This window comes from Paraburkholderia madseniana (assembly GCF_009690905.1).
GTDB classification, from domain to species: Bacteria; Pseudomonadota; Gammaproteobacteria; order Burkholderiales; family Burkholderiaceae; genus Paraburkholderia; species Paraburkholderia madseniana.
This window is the reverse complement of record NZ_VOSW01000029.1, coordinates 37,755-55,388: the sequence shown is the minus strand read 5'-3', so window position 1 is coordinate 55,388 and position 17,634 is coordinate 37,755. Positions and strand designations below refer to the sequence as shown.

Sequence of the window (17,634 nt, the reverse complement as noted above, 5' to 3'; positions counted from 1 at the left end):
CATGACGACCCACGCATTGCTCACGCCGACAGAAATCTGGCGCGCGAAAATCTACAGCAATGGATGGAAGAACCCCGGTCTCGGCGCAGAGAGCGTGATCGAGAAAGCAACGGGCGCGAAGCTCGGTGAAATCGGTATCGCTTCGCCGGAGGATGTGTCGGTAGCGGCCGCCCTCGCCCGCGAGGCGCAAAAGGACTGGGCAAAAACACCAGGCCCGCTGCGCGGCGATGTGCTTAGGGAGTTTGCCCGACTGGTACTCGTGCATGCCGATGAACTCGCCGATCAGATCGTCAGGGAAACAGGCTCGATCAGAGCGAAAGCATTGTGGGAAGTCCACATGTCCGCCCGCGAAGTCCTTGAAGCCGCGGCGCTCGGCAGTCAACCCGTGGGTGTGCTCACGTCCACCGCTGAGGCCGGCCGCCAGAGCATTGCAAGGCGCATCCCCGTCGGCGTCGTCGGCATCATCACGCCCTGGAACTCGCCGTTCATTCTGGGCTCGCGAGCAATCGGCCCGGCGCTGGCGATGGGCAACTCGGTGATACTGAAGCCCGATTCGCAAACACCGGTGGCGGGCGGTGTGAGTTTCGTGCGCCTGTTCGAAGAAGCCGGCCTGCCTGCCGGACTCTTCCATGTTCTGCCGGGTGGCGCCGACACGGGGGCGGCACTCGTCAAGGAACCGCTCGTCGATATGATCAGCTTCACGGGGTCGACCCGCGTGGGCCGGCAGATCGGCTCGATTGCCGGCGGACAGCTCAAGCGCGTCTCACTCGAACTTGGCGGCAACAATCCCTATATCGTGCTGGACGACGCGGATATCGAGGCAGCGGCGAGCGCCGGAGCGTGGGGTGCGTTTTTCCACCAGGGACAGATTTGCCTCACTGCCGGGCGCCACCTCGTTCATGAGAACGTCGCCGAGGCGTATGCAGAAGCGCTGGTGAGAAAAGCCAGGGCGCTGATCGTCGGCGATCCCTTTGACGAGAAGGTACAACTCGGCCCCATCATCAATGAGCGTCAGGCCACCAACGTGGAGCGCATTATTGCCGAGACACTCGCCAAAGGCGCGAAGGCATTGACCGGCGGCTCGCGTAACGGGCTCTTTTTCGAACCGACCGTGATCACAGGGGTAACACGCGGCATGGCCGCGTTCGATGAGGAGATCTTTGGCCCCGTCGCACCGATCACCACGTTCCGCTCCGACGACGAGGCGGTCGAACTCGCCAATGCCACGGAGTACGGTCTCGTAGCCGCCGTCGCATCGGCCAATCTCGCCCGCGCGCAAAGCATTGCGGACCGGCTTCACGCCGGTGTCATCCACATCAACGATCAGACGGTGCTTCACGAGGTGTATGGCCCGATCGGCGGGGTCGGCGCATCGGGCAACGGTTTCAATCACAGCACGCTGACCAACGCCGATCAGTTCAGCGAGTGGCAGTGGATCACGACCCGGTCGCGGATTCCTGCTTACCCGTTCTGATCCGGCCAGGCGCGGACGTCGTAGATACGGCGCCCGCGCCCGTCATCGCGCTCGTCTCATGATGGCATCACGGATCCGACGCTTGGCGATCGGCCTCGCGCCTGTCGCCGTGGCGTGTTTGGCCAACGCTGCGCAGCCGTGTGAATCCGCTGATCCGCCCCACCGGCGCAGCGGCTGAACCGCAGGCAGATTCGATGACAGGCCACACAGGGAAAAAACGACTGGCTCACTATGGGCCTGTTGTCCGTTACGGGCAACAGCCAACCTTAAGGAGCCGAAATGAAAACTGCTTTTGACAGCCTGAAAAAAAACCAACCCTCACCATCGCTTCCGGCCTTTGTGGCGTCGCGCGTCGAGCAATATTACCGGGAGCGCGTAACGGATACGTGGGGAGGCGGCCACATCATGCGCGGTCGCATCCCGGGGGCGGATGCACTGCATCTGTCGAGCAACGACTATCTCGCGATCGCGCGTCACCCCGACATCATTCGCAGTATGGGTCGAACATTGCGTTCGGACGGCAACGGACTGTTGATGTCGGGCATTTTCCTGCACGGTGATTGCCCGCAGTTGAAGTTCGAAAACCGGCTGTCGACGTTCATGCGCGCAGAGGCCGGGGTGTTATGTCAGTCCGGCTATACGGCGAATATCGGGCTGATTCAGTCGATCGCTTCGGCACGAACGCCCGTCTACGTGGACATGATGGCGCACATGTCGCTGTGGGAGGGTATTCGCAGTGCGGGCGCGATCCCGATACCGTTCAGGCACAACGACACGGCGCACCTCGAGCAGCAGATCGTGCGGTATGGGCAAGGGGTCGTGCTGGTCGACTCGATTTACAGCACGAACGGCAGCGTCTGCCCGCTTGTCGCATTCGCCGATGTATGCGAAACGCATGGGTGCGTGTTCGTGGTCGACGAGTCGCATTCGCTCGGCACGCATGGCCCGCGTGGAGCGGGACTTGTTGTCGAACTTGGACTTGAGTCTCGTGTCGCATTCCGCACAGCAAGTCTTGCTAAGGCTTTTGTCGGCCGAGCCGGCTTCATCACCTGTCCAGCCGCTTTCCAGGAGTACTTCAAGTTCGAGTCGAATCCTGCGATCTTCAGTTCCACCTTGTTGCCTCATGAGATCAGTGGGCTGGACGCGGCGCTGTCTGTGATCGAAGGTGCCGGCCGACGGCGCACGAGACTTGCGTCGAATGCCGCCTGGCTGGGGGAACGGTTGAGGGAGCTTGGGTATAACCTGAATGCCGGTGAAAGCCAGATCATCGCGCTCGAAGCGGGTACGGAACAGCGCACGATCGTGTTACGCGACGCATTGGAATCACGGGGCATTTTCGGCTCCGTGTTTTGTGCACCGGCGACGGCGCGCAATCGTGCGCTGATCCGGTTGTCGATCCACGCTGCCTTGACCGACGCCCAGATCGAAAAGATTGTGAGCGTCTGTCGTGACATTCGCGGCGAAGTTGAGCTTGACAGATGGCCCTCCACCCGGCGCCTCGGGGACCGGCCGTGGTCCCGCAAACACAGCCACGAGCAAAGTACGGCAGACAGTGCGTTAGCGGTCTGATAGCGGCATGACATGGAGTTCACATGAGTGAACTCCATGTCTTCTGTATGTCGCGGTCCAGCCACTCGAGGTAGCGGTCGTAACTCAGCACGTGACTCAGATCGAACCCGGGCGGATTGGGGATCACGGCATAAGCGTAAAGCTGTTGCCCTGTAAACCGGATTGCCGGGTGCATATAGCTCTCCCACGCGATGCCGTCCGCAGGGCAGTACCCGCTGGTTTGCCAGAAGTACGGCAAACTCGCGCCGCTGTCCAGGGCGTCGAAAAAGCCCGCTGGTGCGCCTTGTACGCTGGCTATTTCACGCACACCCCGCAGCGTTTCGTTCGTGTGGACAATCAGCAGATAGGACTTGCCGGTACTGTCGAGCATGAGTAGCCCGTTTGGCGAGTATGAAAGGTAATGTTCAACAATACCGAGCGAATCAAAGATTTCCCTTACCCGCGCGACCAGCGCTTCGTCACGCAAAAACGTATATTCCGATGTCACCAGCGTGTCGAGGATGGATTGACACCTGTTATCGAAGTATGCGTTCTGCATATCGCGCACCGCGCGATTCAAGGCGCTGATGGCCGATGCGTCCTGCTTGCGAATGAAGCGATGAATGATGCCTTCGTTGAAACTCTCCACCGCGATGTGCTCGTTCGCCTTTCCGGTCAGCATGATCTTGCGTACGGCAGGGTCAGCAATGCGCCGGCAGAATTCAAGACCGTTCAGCCCCGGCATGTCGTAATCCACGACGACAACCGATGTTGCCTGAAATCGGTCGTTGTCGAACACCCGATTGCGGACGGTGTCGACGCTCATCGCGATGACCTGCTGTGCCTCGTCCTCATCGGTTCGGTCCCGGTACGGAGCGAAGATCTGTTCCTCAGGTGCACCGGAACGATGGCGTTCATTCACGAACCGCAGGGCTTCCCTTGACGAACTGAAGAGCCGGAAGGCAAGGCACGGTTCGAGTTGCAGGCACAGATTCGACAGGAATGCCGCGCTGTCGTCGACGAACGTAACCGTTGTCGGAAAATAGAATGGTTTGATCGTATCCATCGTCATGGCTTGGGAAAGGTCAACACAAATTCGGTATACATGTACTCGATAGACGTACAGTCAATGGAGCCGCCCATCACACGCATGACGTCACGACAGAATGCGAGTCCGATGCCGGTGCCGACGGAGGCGTCATCGGCTTCAGTCGATGACGTATAGAACCGCGTGAAGATGTGGGGAAGTACATGGGACGCGATGCCGACGCCGGTATCGCGAAAGAGGAGTTGGTTCGCGCGTGGTCCAGACGCAAGCCGGATCGAGATCAGCGCGCTGTCGACATCTGCCATGCCGCGGAACGCATTTTTTAGCAGATTGAAGAGCACATGGACCACCAGCATGTCTGAGCCTTCGAACGTGAAGTCATTGATGAGATCCGTGAGCACCCGTTGTTGCTCCCCTCCGCGAAATGGATAGCGGTCGAGCGCGGTCTCCACACATTGCCTGATCGAGCACTGTGCAATCTTTTGGGAATGCCCGCCGGTGAACCGCGCGTTCGCGAGCAGCATGTCGATAATGGTATTGGAATGAACGGCCTCCTGTTCAATGCGGGAGAGTACTCCGTCCATGGAATGAAGGTGGGCGACGCGGATCTTGGGAACACTTAGCCCGCCGCCTTGAGCGATGCCGTACGTTTCGAGCAGCAAAGGCAGGTAGCTTCCGAGGCCCGCCGCGCCGGCACGGATGGCGAGCAGCGGCGTACGTAGTTCGTGGGCAATGCTACCGGCAGTTGCCAGCATTGCCCGCTCCTGCTCGACTCGAATACGCTCCGTGTCATAGTTGGCGACGACGCCGATCGCTATAGCAAACGAAAAAATCGCCAGATGGACAAGATACGTCGAATTCATGCTGACAACGTCGGTGGTTGCCCAATAGGCGAGATACGCGAGAGCAATGCCGATCAGAAAATTGAGCAGCAGCATGAGCCAGTCGAGCAGCAACACCATGACGAAAGCGGCAATCAGCGCGCTTTCGATCCAGACGTTCGAGCCATTGTTTTTCAGCAACATGAACGCGAAAAAGAACGGCAGCGAGTAAAAGATTGTCGCGTACCAGTAGTACGGCAAGAGCTTTTTCGCCCACGACGGCCAGCGGTCGGAAAACAGGATGGGAATGAACAGCGCGGAGCCCACTAGCCGCAGCGGCAGGTTCTCGTAAGGCTGGGGAAAGAGATCGTTCCAGACATAGTAATAGAGCGGGAAGCCGACGATCGCAACGATCGAGAAGGGGCGCATCCGGCGGCTCACGTATTGCAGGTTTCGCAACGCAGGAGCGAACAGTTGGGCAAGGAATAAGCGGATCGGCACCACCGTGCGGGCGCCCCGCGGAGGTATTCTCGTTGCGTCCATTATTTCCAGAATAAAGGATTCACCGGGTTTCTCAGGCAAGGTTCCGGCGTTGAAATTGTTGATGCTTCGCGCGGCATCATCTGGATTATGTGGGGCGCGCATTTGCGCTGCCCAATTTACCAGCCTGTCGAAGTTATTTGCCACGGCCCCGGCACAAATCTTGACCTAAGGTGACGCCGATGTCACGGCAAATAATTGCCTTCAATCGCTTTGCCAACTGTTATCCGCCTGGATGGCCTTCTAACCCGGGAGGAATGAGCTGGCATATATGCGTATTGAATCAAGTGGCAGCCTTCCTGAAGTCCGGGATCGCCTTCTTCGCATTCGAGACCGAAGTGGCCTGATCCCTGAAAAAGTCAGGGCATATCCATCTGGTCCTGGACTTCAGGCGATCAATGTGTTTTCACACACGCTGGCCTGCCAACGGACGGCCGATCTGAATTGAAGGCAATGGCCGCTTACGAGGTAGATCCGTCGCTTGCTCGCCCCAGCGCACCAGGATGCCTGACGATTCAGGATTTGATGAACGCCAGGAGATCCGCATTGATCGTATCGGCTTGCGTGGTGGGCATGCCGTGCGGGAAGCCTTTATAGGTTTTCAAGGTGCCGTTCTGCAGCAATTTCGCGCTCAACGGCCCAGAGTCGGCATAAGGTACGATTTGATCATCGTCGCCGTGCATCACTAACGTCGGGACTGTGATCTTCTTCAGGTCTTCGGTGAAATCCGTCTGGGAAAAGGCCACGATCCCGTCGTAGTGCGCTTTGGCTCCGCCCTCCATTCCCTGACGCCACCAGTTCATGATCACGCCTTCGGACGGTTTGGCCCCAGGCCGGTTATAACCGTAGAACGGCCCGGCAGCGACATCCCGGTAAAACTGTGAGCGGTTGTTGGCAACCTGCGACTGAAATCCGTCAAAAACATCCTTGGGAAGACCTTCCGGGTTGTTAGCGGTCTTCACCATGAGCGGTGGCACAGCGCTGATCAGCACCGCCTTGGTTACGCGACTCTCGCCGTGACGCGCGAGATAGCGAACGACCTCACCGCCCCCGGTCGAGTGGCCCACGTGGACTGCATTTTTAAGGTCAAGATGCTCGGTAACGGCCGCAAGATCATCGGCATAGTGATCCATATCATGACCGTCGGCCGTCTGCGTTGAGCGCCCGTGACCCCGACGGTCATGCGCGATGACACGGAAGCCGAGGTTCAGGAAGAACATCATCTGGGCGTCCCAATCGTCGGCGCTCAGTGGCCATCCGTGTGAGAAAACGATGGGCTGCCCTGTTCCCCAGTCCTTATAGAATATCTGAATGCCGTCTTTGGTCGTGACCGTGTTCATCGTCATTCTCCTTGCTAAGGCGACCTGTCAAAGAAAAATGAACCACCGGCGTGAACGCGTGCGTCATAAGAAATTGCGCCGGGGTGGGTAGGTGGTCGGCAGTCCGTCCGGGAAACATGCTGGGGCGTCCCAACCAGGCAAATGCGTTTTTTAGCGCCGACAGTCTATTCGCCTGCCAGCCGATCTTACTTGTGCGTCATTCCATCGAAGCCACAACTTCGTCGGTAGTCACCACGCCGTGCGCGAGAAACGCGTAGTTGATCATTGCCGCCTTGTATCCGTCGCCCCAAACGGGATGACGCGGTCCCGCAGTGGCATCGCTAACTACATAAACTTCGAATCCCTGTTCGAGCAGATCACGCAGATGTGACTCCACGCACATGTTGGCAAGCATGCCTCCCAGGACCACCTGCCTCACTCCTCGCTTGCGCAGTTGAAGGACGAGATCGTTGGTTTGCGGTCCGAAGACCTTGTGCGGACTCACAACAACGGTCTCGCCGTCGTTGATGTAAGGCTTGAATTCGTCGAGCCAGTCAGCACCGGAGCCTTCGAAACCTTCCAGATTCAGCTGACCACTACGCGCAAACGTGCCTGTTGCGAATTCATCGGCCTCCAACGGTCCATTGAATTTCCATACGCGATCGGTCGGGAAAAAGTAATGTGGCGAAATAAAGACCGGAAACTTTGCGGACTTCGCCGCCTTGAAGATTCGCAACATGTTTTCTACCGTCTTGTTCTCTGTCACGCTTGCTCCCACCGCGCCCCAGTTCTTGCCATTCTTGCTTAAGACATCGACTTGCGGATCGATGAAAACCACGGCTGTCTCAGTTCGATCAAACGACACTTCGGACCTCCAATAGAGTGCATGACGGCTCGCCGACTTTCACTGGCCCGAGCCTCTCCGATCAGATTAGGAAACGGAGGACTGGAAAGCAACGACGGTTCGATGGCGCGTCCAGGTTCTTGCATGCGGGCGCCGGGTGACGGGGCGCTTGATGAGTCGGCATGTTGGCTTCGCGTGCATGCTATTAACAAGCCAATGATTAAGAAGCCAACGCGACCGTTGGGGTCAGGCTGCAAAATGCAATTTCCGTGACAGCCTTTCTCCGCAGAGCAAAGCCGCGATGAGCCCTGCGAGCTCTTTCCAGTTGCGGGCAGCACTTTTGGCCAGGATCGCCGAAGGCGGCAAAGACGGGAAAACGCAAAGGAGTAATCTTCGGTACTGGAAATGGAACACGCGCAATACGGTCAGCCAGCGATACAACCTGAGGAGCCGGGCCAATGGGAAGCACCAGCGCAGTTGCGGCGGCGGCAGTCGCTTTCGTGGGTAGTCACTTTGTCTTGTCCCATCCGCTGCGCAGGCGTCTGGTCGGCGCAATTGGCGAAACGGGGTTCCTGGGCGTCTATTCGCTGGTTGCCTTCGTGACGCTCGGCTGGTTGATCGCCGCCTACCTGAAGGCGCCTTTGACGGCACCACTATGGCCGGTAGGCGACGGGCTCTGGGCGCTTGCAACCGTGGTCATGCTAATCGCGTCGATCCTCCTGATGGGCTCTCTGATCCGTAACCCGGCGCTGCCCACCGGCGGCCGGCCCGCTTCATGCCCGGAAGCGGCGCTCGGCGTGTACGCGGTGACGCGCCATCCGATGTTGTGGTCGTTCGTACTGTGGGGGCTGTGTCACGTCGCGGTGTTCCCGGTGGCCAAAAACATCATCGTCGCAGCGGCTATCGGCGTTCTCGCGCTCGTCGGCGCCGCCTTGCAGGACCGGAAGAAAGAGCAGTTGCAGCCCGATCTCTGGCCTGAATGGGAGTCGAAGACGAGCTACCTGCCGTTCGCGGCGATCGCCGCTGGCCGTGCGCGGCTGGGCGGGTTCGGCTTGCACGCGTTGTTGGGCGGTCTCGTTGTGTGGCTCGTAGCGACCTGGGCTCATATGCCACTCACCGGTTGGGCCGCGGGCGTCTGGCGCTGGCTGTAATCGCAGCGTGGCCTGTCGCGCCATAAAGCGGTAGCGGGATTTGATGAGCCCGGTAAGGCACCCGGGACACGTTTCATTTCCCGCTGACATTCACATTCCCCGCTGATACTTTCATTTCTACGCTCCCCTCCGCCGCAGAGAACCCATCTGCTTGCCAGGCTCCCAGCACATGGCGATGCAATCCGCAATCGCGCTGTTGCGAGGGTTATTTTCGAAAAGACAACATCGGCGACAAGCCGTCATACTCTGTCTCTTAATTGAGACGGACGTTCCGACAACGCAATCGGAAAACCTGGCCAGGCACCAGACCGATGCATCGCCGTCCGCCCCGTCTTTTTCGACGCCAATTTCCGCGTTGTTCCACGCGCGGATCACGTGGAGCGTATTTTGTAATGAGTTACACCCCTGACGTTCCGTTCGCTCACGACAAGGCTGATTCCGGCGCCTTCGTGGGCGGCGCGCCAGCGTTTCGCCAACTGGTCCGCATGATCGATCGGGTTGCCCCCACCGATCATCCCTTGCTCATTTTTGGGCCGACTGGTTCAGGCAAGGAACTGGTCGCTCGCCGTGTGCACGCACACAGCCTGCGCCAGGATCAACCCTTCGTCGACGTCAACTGCGGCGCGATTCCAGAGAACCTCGTCGAAGCCGAATTGTTCGGGCACGTTAAAGGCGCCTTCACCGGCGCGGGCGAAAACCGCCCGGGACTTTTGCAGCAGGTCGGCAAGGGCACGCTGCTGCTCGATGAAATCGGCGAACTGCCGCTCGCGCTGCAACCCAAACTGCTGCGCGTACTCGAAACGCGAACTTTCCGTCCGATTGGTTCGTCCACCAGTCTGCACTTCGCAGGACGCGTGGTTGCCTCGACCCACCGCGACCTGCGCGAACTCGCACGCGAAGGGCTCTTCCGCGAAGACCTCTTCTACCGGCTCGCGGTTTTCGTGCTTGCCGTGCCCGGACTCGAACAGCGCGTCGAGGACATCCCCGCGCTTGTCACCCACTTCGCGTCGCAGCACACGCGCCGTCTGGAGTTTTCGCCGGCCGCCGTCCGCCGGCTTGCCCAGCACGCATGGCCGGGCCACATCCGGCAATTGCGCAACCTGATCAGCCAGTTGAGCGTGCTCGCCGAAAACACGAACATCGACGTCGACTCGCTCGAGCCGTTTCTCGCCAACGAAACCGGCGGACCGGTGTCGCGCGCCAGCCTCGCCGACATGCTGCTGCAACTCGAAGGGCGCGACAAACTCGCCGCCGCCGAAGACCTTTTGATCGACCGCGCGCTCGAACGGACCGGGCACAACAAGAGTGCGGCGGCCACCCTGCTGGGTGTGGGCCGCAAGACAATCGAGCGGCGTCTGAAGTCGCGCGAGGAACATCACCGGGAAGCGCGCAAGTGTCTCGAACATGCGAGCGCGCTGATCGAGGAATCGAAGTTCGCCGAAGCCATTCCGCCGTTGCGCCGCTGCCTCGACCTGCTACAGACGCCCCATGAACAGGAGGCCGCGCGTCGTCTTCAGTTCGATGCCTACCGCTTGCTCGGCATGAGCCTGCGTAGCGTGCACGGCTGGCTTTACGCGGAGGCCACCGCCTGCTACGCCGCCGCGCTGGCCATCGGCGAAGGCGTCTGCACGCCCGCCGAAATCGCCGCGATCCAGTTCGGCGTCTGGACCACGCAGTTGACGACGCTCCAACTCAAACAGGCGCGTGCAACCGCGCAAAACATGCTGGAGCGCGCGCAGAACGGCGGTGACCGGGTGTCGCTCGACGAAGCTCACGTCGCGATGACCAACACCCTCTTCTGGCTCGGTGACAGCGAGGAAGCCCTCGCCTGTCTCGCGCGCGGCAACCTGCTTGGCGTGACGCGCGACGACACCCGTACGGGTTCGCAAGGGATCGATCTCGCCAGTCTCGCGTTGACTTTCGAAGGACTCGCGGCCTACCAGATCGGCGCATTCGTGCAGGCGCGGCGCGCCATGGAGATGTTGATCCTGCGCTCATCGGAGCCCGGCGCGCACGCGTTCGCTCATGCCGTCAACCTGCAGGGCGCCGCCTGGCTCGCCTGCCTGTTCGAAGACATGGACCGGCTAGGACACCTCGCGAGCGAACTCGAGTCAGTCTCGATCGCGAACGGCTTCGCGTTCTACCGGGGCGTCGGGCAGGTCCTTCGCGCATGCCACCTCAGTGCGCTCGGCCATTCCGACGAAGCGGAAACTGTCATGCTCGACGGCTACGATAACCACGTCGTTTGCAACGGCGGTGCGCTGTTCTATTCCTTCATGGCATGGCAGCACGGCGAGCTGCTGCTGCGCGCCGGCCGTGCGAAAACGTGCGAGGCGATGCTCGCCGCCGCGATCGATGAAACCCTCGCCCGTCAGGAACGGGTCTACCTGGGCGAACTCCTGGTCACCCGGGCGCGCGCCCAGTGGGCACTCGGCGAGGTGAACGCTGCGGAACTGGGCTTGCGTACCGCGTTGTCCACTGCGCTCGCGTTCGGCTCGGTGCCGGCGCGCGTGGACGCCGCGCGTTATCTCGCCGATCTGCTGCGCGCCACCGGCCGCATCGCCGAAGCAATCGACATCCTCGAGCGCGGTTTGCGCTCGCTGACGACTGATTCGACCACGCGTGTCACCAGCGCCATGAGTTTGCTCGCCGAACTTCAGCGCGAAGTTTCTATCGACGTCTACACGAAAGGAATAACAAATGGCATATGAGTTACGCGGGGAAGACCTGGAACCGCTGCTACTGGGCGCCGCGTTCTTTGGCAGCAGTAAATAGTCCTTCAACGTGCCCGGAATAGCCAAATGGACGAAATCGTCCAATTTCAGGAAAACGTATGGACGGGATTGTCCAATGTCGCGACTGAAATGTTCCACTGTTCCCGCCGCCATGCGGCTTTGCAGCATGGCACGGTCATTGCGTATATAGATTTGATATCTGCCACCGCCTGATAAAAACAACCCACCGAGGCGGTAGCAGTGCCCAGAACGTGCAATAAACCTGCCCGACAAGCTGGGGAACCGGGGGGACCAAAAAAAGATCGCGCGCTGCAATGTGTTCGACGCACCGACGTCCGGCGACGTCCCGCTTGTTTCTGGATCGCCGGCATCGCTGATCGAGGGATCGCCGTAAGTCATCACGATCCTGCGGTTAGTGATCCGAACCATGCTCGACGCGCGATCGACGCCAACGATACCAACTCGCTGGCGGGGGATTGAGAGAGGGCTGTGCTGTTGTTGTAGCTGCAACTGTTGTGTGTCGGCACGTGGCAACCGAATACTTCCATAGAGAAGATCGTTGCAATGCGTAACGCCGACATGGTGGAATCCGCCTGGCTATGCATCAGGCAGACCACTGCGAGGTTCGGCCGTCGTTGCCTCCCTTTGCGTGGACAAGCAGCGGCGGCCCGCCCTTTTTACTTGCCTGCGTCAATCGCGGCACATCGACCGATCCTGCGTGAAGCACTCTGCGGCACTCGCGCACCCGGCCACCCCCACGGATTTTTCTGGATAGCCAGGTAAGCGGTCTTTTTTGCATTGCATTACCGCGCAGATCCACTGCACGGACGAGAATCTGCTTTAGAAGCCCTGAGCGGTGTCAGATAGTTAGCGGCGTCGCGAACGGACCAGACTGGCCATCCACGGGGAAATCGGACAATGCACCACCATCTTTTCGAAAGCGAACTCGTTCATCTTGAACGCGTAGTCGCATGCGCGCCGCAAAAACCTTTTCCGCCGACCTACTGGCGCGATCGCGTCGAACATCTGAAAAATTCTCCGCAGGCGCCGATGTATCGCCACCGTATTGCCCGCCTCTCCCGCCTTGTCGGCGAATTGCACGGATAGGTCAACCCAGCGTCCTGATCGAATTGCTAATGCCACGCGCGCAATCGATCACCGCGGGGGCGAGGCGCTGCTCGGCATCGGCTAGCGTCCAGCGACTGGTCGGCGCGACCACGTGCACCGATGCCACGGGTCTTCTTTCGCCATCCAGCACGGGCGCCGCAATCGTCATGTCGCCGATGAACAGTTCCTCACGGTTCGACGTATAACCCCTGCGGCGCGCCTCCGCGAGCAGCGCCTCGATGTCGCCGATATCCGTCACCGTGTACTGCGTATGCGCGACACGGTCGTTCGCCTCGAGCAGCGCGCGCACTTCGTCGTCCGGCAGCGCGCTCAGATAGGCGCGGCCCGAGGCGGTGCAGTACATCGGAATACGGCTGCCTATCGGCATGTGAATCGGCACGAATTTCATGCAGACAAAACGCGCGACGTACAGCATCTCGGCGCCGTCCGGTTCGGTCAGGCTGGTCGTCTCACCGGTCACGTTCGTGAGTTCGGACAGGAACGGATTGGCCACGTCGATGAGCGTATCCGCCGCGAGGTAGCTGAAGCCAATCTGCACGACTCGCGGGGTGAGTTGATAGCGCTTCGTGCGCGGATGTTTGCGCACGTAGCCGAGCTTCTCCAGCGTGTAGATCATCCGTTGCGCCGAACTCTTCGTGATCGAAGTCGCCTCGGCCACTTCCGGCAGGCTCATGGTCCGGCGTTGCGCGCTGAATGCGCGCAGCACCGCGATGCCCTTTTCCAGCGATTGATTGAAGAGCGCGTCCGGCGCTTCGCTCTCGCTTGCCTGCTCCACCCCTTTGCCGCTCATGGAAATACCCAATGGTGATCGTGATGCATTGACGTTATCATATCGCATATCGATACGCAAATAATGTTATTCGATATTTTTGACTCGAATATGATGAAGTCACACCAGTCACCGATTCCTCAATCGTAGTCCGTCACCGTCGTGGAGAATCTCATGATCCAGTTAGTCAAGCGCATCGCCGGCGCAGCCGTCGCGCTGTTGGTCCTCGCAGCAACGCCGGCCATGGCGGCCGCCGAGCCGGAGTACACGGTCGGCGCGACGGCCACCGGCGTGCCGTTCACCTTCCTCGACGTGAAGAGCAATTCGATCCAGGGTCTGCTGGTCGATGCGATCACCGCAACCGGCAAGGCCGCCGGTTTCGACGTGAAGGTGGAACAGACCACCTTCTCCGCGCTGATCCCGTCGCTCACCACGAAGAAGATCGACGTGATCTCCGCCGCCATGCTGAAGACGCCGGCCCGCGAGCAGGTCGTCGACTTCTCCGACACGGTCTATTCGTATGGCGAAGGTCTGATCGTGCGCGCCGACGACAAGGGCAAGTACACGTCGATGGACGACCTCAAGGGCGAAGTGGTCGGCGCGCAAGTGGGCACGGCCTTCGTCGACGCGCTGAACAAGAAAGGCATCTTCAAGGAGGTGCGCACGTACGACTCGGTCGCCGACATCATGCGCGACGTCGCGCTCGGCCGTATCAAGGCTGGCTTCGGCGATCATCCGATCATCGCGTACCAGTTGCAGAAGAACCCGAACCCGCAGTTGCGCCTCGTCGACGGTTATCAGCCGAGCGTGAAGGGTCAACTGTGCTTCGTGGTGCGCAAGGGCGATAACGCAACGCTGGAGAAGCTGAACGCCGGTATCCGCAAGATCAAGGCAGACGGCACGCTCACGCAGATCATCAAGAAGTGGCAGGTGGAATGACGCGGCTCGCTTCCTGAGGAGATCACGTCATGTTCATCCAGAATGCGCTCGACTTCCTGCCGATCCTGCTGAAAGGCGCGGTCGTCACCGTCGAGATCACCTTCTGCGCGTTCGTTCTCAGTACGCTCCTCGGGCTCGTGCTGGCGCTGATGCGCGTGTCGTCGAACAAGGTGCTCTCGAACGCGGCGGCCACGTTCATCAACGTGATTCGCGGCCTGCCGATCATCGTGCAGCTGTTCTACATCTACTTCGTGCTGCCCGATCTCGGCGTGCAGTTGAGCGCGTTCCAGGCGGGTTTCATCGGGCTGGGCGTTGCCTATTCGGCGTATCAGGCGGAGAACTTTCGTGCCGGCATCCAGGCAATCGACCACGGCCAGATCGAAGCCGCGCAATCCATCGGCATGCGTGGCGGGCTGATCATGCGCCGCGTGATCCTGCCGCAAGCGTTTCGAATCGCGCTGCCGCCGTATGGCAACACGCTCGTGATGATGCTGAAGGACTCGTCGCTGGCCTCGACCATCACCGTCGCGGAAATGACGCGCGCCGGCCAGTTGATTGCGTCGTCGACGTTCCAGAACATGACGGTATTCACGCTCGTCGCGCTGCTCTATCTCGCGCTCAGCCTGCCGCTCGTCTACGGCTTGCGGCGCCTCGAGCGCCGTCTCGGTCAGAAGGGAAAGCGATGATCGAAGTTCAATCCATTCACAAGCGCTTCCACGATCAGGAAGTGCTCAAGGGCGTCAGCCTCAACGTCGAAGCCGGCCAGGTCGTCTGTCTGATTGGGCCCTCGGGCTCGGGCAAGTCGACGCTCCTGCGTTGCATCAACGGTCTCGAAACCTACGACGCAGGCACGATCGCCGTCGAAGGCGTGCGCGTCGACGCCAGGTCGAAGCACATCCATGAATTGCGCACGCAGGTCGGCATGGTGTTTCAGCGCTTCAATCTGTTTCCGCATCGCACGGTGCTGGAGAACGTCTGCGAAGGGCCGCTCTATGTGAAAAAGGAAGCCGGCGATGCGGCGCGCGAGAAAGCGCGGCATCTGCTCGACAAGGTTGGCCTCGCGCACCGGATGGGCGCGTATCCAGCCGAGCTCTCGGGCGGCCAGCAACAGCGCGTCGCCATTGCGCGTGCACTGGCGATGGAGCCGAAAGCGATTCTGTTCGACGAACCGACTTCCGCGCTCGACCCGGAACTCGTCGGCGAAGTGCTCGGCGTGATGCGGCAACTCGCGAACGACGGCATGACGATGATTGTTGTCACGCACGAGATGGGCTTCGCGCGCGAGGTGGCCGATCGCGTGTGCTTTCTGTACGACGGCACCATTTGCGAGGAAGGCGCGGCAGCCGATCTGCTCGAGCGGCCCTCTCATCCGCGCACGCGCGATTTTCTGCGCCGCATGATCACGCCCACGTCGAATGGAATCGCTCAATGAAGTCAGTAGAAGCCGGCCAGCCGTTGCCGCCGTCGCTCTGGGCTGCCACCGCTGAGGCCGCGGTGCGCACGCCGCCTCTCGATGCATCGAAGCGTGTCCAGGTGGCTATTGTGGGCGCGGGTTACACGGGTTTATCCACGGCGCTGCATTTGAGCGAACTCGGCATGGACGTCTGCGTGATCGATGCGAACGAGCCGGGCTGGGGCGCATCGGGACGCAATGGTGGACAGGTGATTCCGGGTCTCAAGTACGACCCCGACGAGCTCATGCGCCGTTTCGGCCCGGACGACGGCGACGCGCTCGTCAGGATGGCGGGCGGCGCAGCCGAGACGGTGTTCGATCTGATCGAGCGCCACGATATTGCATGCGATGCGACACGCGCCGGCTGGATTCAGCCCACGCATTCGACCAGGCTGCTCGATACGCTGCATGCGCGTGCGCGCCAGTGGGAATCGCGTGGCGCGCGCGTCGAGTTGCTCGATCGCGCGCAGATTGCGCAGCGGCTTGGAACGGATGCGTTTGTCGGGGGATGGGTGGACCGCCGCGCGGGCAGCGTGCAACCGCTCAGCTACGCGCGGGGACTTGCGCGCGCTGCCCTCGCGCGTGGCGTGGCGATTCACGGCGCGACGGTCGCGAACCGCCTCGAACAGCGCGCCGATGGATGGCGCATTCACACGGCTCAAGGACCGACCATCGACGCGAGTCAGGTCCTGCTTGCAACCAACGGATACAGCGATTCGCTGTGGCCGGGGATCGCGCAGTCGGTGATCGCGGCGAACAGCTTCATCGTGGCGACGAAGCCGCTGGCCGCGAGGATCAGCGCAAGCATCCTGCCCGGGCGCGAAGTGGCGTCGGATTCGCGGCGCTTGCTGCTGTACTTCCGGCGCGACAGCGAAGGCCGCCTGTTGATCGGCGGCCGCGGACCTTTTCGCGAACCACGCGGCGCGGCGGACTGGGCACACCTCGAACGTGCGGCCAGATTGTTGTACCCGCAACTGGCGGACGTCGAGTACGAGTATCGCTGGGCCGGGCGCATCGCCATCACGCGGGATTTCCTGCCGCATGTTCACCTGCCCGCACCGGGGCTGACGATCGCGCTGGGCTACAACGGCCGCGGCATCGCGATGGCAACGACGCTCGGCAAACACCTCGCCGCGCATCTGGCAGGCGCGACGCGTGGACTGCCGTTGCCGCCGACATCAATCCGACGGATCCCGCTGCATGCGCTTCAGCGCTTTTATATCAGCGCCGGGGTTGCGTGGTATGGGTTGCTCGATGCGATGAGTTAGCCCTCTATACGATTCCTTGAGCCACCATCGCCAGCAGCAACCGTTCTGCGCCGATGCCAAAACCCGCACCTTCCCGATACGCCCCACCGCCGACGATCTGCTGTTGCGCGCCGAGTTCGGTGCAGCGCATCTCGAAGCCCATGCCGTTCAGGTAATAGCTAAGACCGCGTCGAGCCGAACTGTCGATTTCGTAGCGCAGTCCGAAGGAATCCAGAAAACCCGCCACGATCTCCTGACTGCGCACGTTGGCCCGTTGCGGATCCGGGCAAAGATATTCGAAGCCGAGTTGCGAGAATTCGCGGTAACGGCCTGCCTGAGGCCGCTCATACCGATAGCACCGCGCGACGTAGAACACCATGCGCTCCGTTTGCCGTCCCAGCAATTCCTTGCAGCGCTCCTGGAACAGCGCTGTCGCTTCCGGGATCAGACAGCAGGGTCTGCCTTTCTTGTCCGGGAAAGCCCACATCTGCCCGATGACCTCACTGCCACCGGCTTTCTGGATGAAGGTGTCTTGTCCCCACAGCGCAGGAACGATCGCCTCCTCTGCCCCGGCTTCAATGAAGGTAGCTCCGGAAGCGATTTTCGAGTGCACGAATC

Annotated in this window: 15 protein-coding genes; 9 read left to right on the top strand and 6 right to left on the bottom strand. The window is 60.7% G+C overall.

Annotation, left to right across the window (positions count from 1 at the left end; translation table 11 throughout):
• The first annotated feature begins 1 nt into the window (after position 1).
• The gene (locus FSO04_RS17000; RefSeq protein WP_154560785.1) at positions 2 to 1,474 is read left to right on the top strand and encodes a benzaldehyde dehydrogenase; all 1,473 of its coding nucleotides are present in this window, start codon (positions 2 to 4) and stop codon (positions 1,472 to 1,474) included.
• 279 nt (positions 1,475 to 1,753) lie between these two features.
• Complete coding sequence (gene cqsA, locus FSO04_RS16995; RefSeq protein WP_154560784.1) at positions 1,754 to 3,043, top strand: alpha-hydroxyketone-type quorum-sensing autoinducer synthase; 1,290 nt, start codon at positions 1,754 to 1,756, stop codon at positions 3,041 to 3,043.
• Positions 3,044 to 3,062: 19 nt separating this feature from the next.
• Here the strand turns inward: cqsA and FSO04_RS16990 are convergent, their stop codons facing one another.
• From FSO04_RS16990 to FSO04_RS16975, 4 genes are all read right to left on the bottom strand, one after another.
• Complete coding sequence (locus FSO04_RS16990) at positions 3,063 to 4,088, bottom strand: response regulator (RefSeq protein ID WP_154560783.1); 1,026 nt, start codon at positions 4,086 to 4,088, stop codon at positions 3,063 to 3,065.
• A gap of 2 nt (positions 4,089 to 4,090) precedes the next feature.
• On the bottom strand, positions 4,091 to 5,536 hold the full coding sequence (locus FSO04_RS16985) for a sensor histidine kinase (RefSeq protein ID WP_233464877.1): 1,446 nt from the start codon (positions 5,534 to 5,536) through the stop codon (positions 4,091 to 4,093).
• Positions 5,537 to 5,946: 410 nt separating this feature from the next.
• A complete protein-coding gene (locus tag FSO04_RS16980; protein WP_154560782.1) occupies positions 5,947 to 6,771 on the bottom strand; it encodes an alpha/beta fold hydrolase in 825 nt (274 codons plus the stop codon).
• Between the two features lie 196 nt (positions 6,772 to 6,967).
• Positions 6,968 to 7,615, bottom strand: a complete 648-nt coding sequence (locus FSO04_RS16975) for a cysteine hydrolase family protein (protein ID WP_168435715.1) — start codon at positions 7,613 to 7,615, stop codon at positions 6,968 to 6,970.
• Positions 7,616 to 8,052: 437 nt separating this feature from the next.
• On the opposite strand from FSO04_RS16975, the gene FSO04_RS16970 reads away from it, so the two are divergent.
• From FSO04_RS16970 to FSO04_RS16960, 3 genes are all read left to right on the top strand, one after another.
• A complete protein-coding gene (locus FSO04_RS16970) occupies positions 8,053 to 8,745 on the top strand; it encodes an NnrU family protein (RefSeq protein ID WP_154560781.1) in 693 nt (230 codons plus the stop codon).
• A 392-nt stretch (positions 8,746 to 9,137) separates the two neighbouring features.
• A complete protein-coding gene (locus tag FSO04_RS16965; protein ID WP_154560780.1) occupies positions 9,138 to 11,456 on the top strand; it encodes a sigma-54 interaction domain-containing protein in 2,319 nt (772 codons plus the stop codon).
• Between the two features lie 90 nt (positions 11,457 to 11,546).
• The gene (locus FSO04_RS16960; protein WP_154560779.1) at positions 11,547 to 11,693 is read left to right on the top strand and encodes a hypothetical protein; all 147 of its coding nucleotides are present in this window, start codon (positions 11,547 to 11,549) and stop codon (positions 11,691 to 11,693) included.
• A gap of 895 nt (positions 11,694 to 12,588) precedes the next feature.
• On the opposite strand, the gene FSO04_RS16955 is transcribed toward FSO04_RS16960, so the two are convergent.
• Complete coding sequence (locus FSO04_RS16955; protein WP_154560778.1) at positions 12,589 to 13,398, bottom strand: IclR family transcriptional regulator; 810 nt, start codon at positions 13,396 to 13,398, stop codon at positions 12,589 to 12,591.
• A 153-nt stretch (positions 13,399 to 13,551) separates the two neighbouring features.
• Here FSO04_RS16955 and FSO04_RS16950 point away from each other — a divergent pair, with 153 nt between their 5' ends.
• Genes FSO04_RS16950 through FSO04_RS16935 form a run of 4 tightly spaced genes read left to right on the top strand, consistent with a single transcriptional unit; the run spans position 13,552 to position 17,037 of the window.
• A complete protein-coding gene (locus FSO04_RS16950; RefSeq protein ID WP_054041519.1) occupies positions 13,552 to 14,316 on the top strand; it encodes a substrate-binding periplasmic protein in 765 nt (254 codons plus the stop codon).
• 29 nt (positions 14,317 to 14,345) lie between these two features.
• Positions 14,346 to 15,002 (top strand): amino acid ABC transporter permease, encoded by a 657-nt coding sequence (locus tag FSO04_RS16945; RefSeq protein WP_154560777.1) that lies wholly within the window; start codon positions 14,346 to 14,348, stop codon positions 15,000 to 15,002.
• A complete protein-coding gene (locus FSO04_RS16940) occupies positions 14,999 to 15,748 on the top strand; it encodes an amino acid ABC transporter ATP-binding protein (RefSeq protein ID WP_154560776.1) in 750 nt (249 codons plus the stop codon). The genes FSO04_RS16945 and FSO04_RS16940 overlap by 4 nt, the downstream gene beginning before the upstream one ends.
• Positions 15,745 to 17,037 (top strand): NAD(P)/FAD-dependent oxidoreductase, encoded by a 1,293-nt coding sequence (locus FSO04_RS16935; RefSeq protein WP_154560775.1) that lies wholly within the window; start codon positions 15,745 to 15,747, stop codon positions 17,035 to 17,037. The genes FSO04_RS16940 and FSO04_RS16935 overlap by 4 nt, the downstream gene beginning before the upstream one ends.
• A 4-nt stretch (positions 17,038 to 17,041) precedes the next feature.
• Here FSO04_RS16935 and FSO04_RS16930 read toward each other — a convergent pair whose 3' ends face one another.
• Positions 17,042 to 17,629, bottom strand: a complete 588-nt coding sequence (locus FSO04_RS16930) for a HisS family protein (protein ID WP_168435714.1) — start codon at positions 17,627 to 17,629, stop codon at positions 17,042 to 17,044.
• Positions 17,630 to 17,634 lie beyond the last annotated feature (5 nt).

Excerpts from the sequence above, each read along its gene's own strand:
- cqsA (WP_154560784.1), top strand. The coding sequence starts at position 1,754 with ATGAAAACTGCTTTTGACAGCCTGAAAAAAAACCAACCCTCACCATCG.
- FSO04_RS16960 (WP_154560779.1), top strand. The coding sequence starts at position 11,547 with ATGGACGAAATCGTCCAATTTCAGGAAAACGTATGGACGGGATTGTCC.
- FSO04_RS16945 (WP_154560777.1), top strand. The coding sequence starts at position 14,346 with ATGTTCATCCAGAATGCGCTCGACTTCCTGCCGATCCTGCTGAAAGGC.
- FSO04_RS16985 (WP_233464877.1), bottom strand. The coding sequence starts at position 5,536 with ATGCGCGCCCCACATAATCCAGATGATGCCGCGCGAAGCATCAACAAT.
- FSO04_RS16980 (WP_154560782.1), bottom strand. The coding sequence starts at position 6,771 with ATGAACACGGTCACGACCAAAGACGGCATTCAGATATTCTATAAGGAC.
- FSO04_RS16940 (WP_154560776.1), top strand. The coding sequence starts at position 14,999 with ATGATCGAAGTTCAATCCATTCACAAGCGCTTCCACGATCAGGAAGTG.
- FSO04_RS17000 (WP_154560785.1), top strand. The coding sequence starts at position 2 with ATGACGACCCACGCATTGCTCACGCCGACAGAAATCTGGCGCGCGAAA.
- FSO04_RS16935 (WP_154560775.1), top strand. The coding sequence starts at position 15,745 with ATGAAGTCAGTAGAAGCCGGCCAGCCGTTGCCGCCGTCGCTCTGGGCT.
- FSO04_RS16965 (WP_154560780.1), top strand. The coding sequence starts at position 9,138 with ATGAGTTACACCCCTGACGTTCCGTTCGCTCACGACAAGGCTGATTCC.
- FSO04_RS16950 (WP_054041519.1), top strand. The coding sequence starts at position 13,552 with ATGATCCAGTTAGTCAAGCGCATCGCCGGCGCAGCCGTCGCGCTGTTG.
- FSO04_RS16970 (WP_154560781.1), top strand. The coding sequence starts at position 8,053 with ATGGGAAGCACCAGCGCAGTTGCGGCGGCGGCAGTCGCTTTCGTGGGT.
- FSO04_RS16955 (WP_154560778.1), bottom strand. The coding sequence starts at position 13,398 with ATGAGCGGCAAAGGGGTGGAGCAGGCAAGCGAGAGCGAAGCGCCGGAC.
- FSO04_RS16990 (WP_154560783.1), bottom strand. The coding sequence starts at position 4,088 with ATGGATACGATCAAACCATTCTATTTTCCGACAACGGTTACGTTCGTC.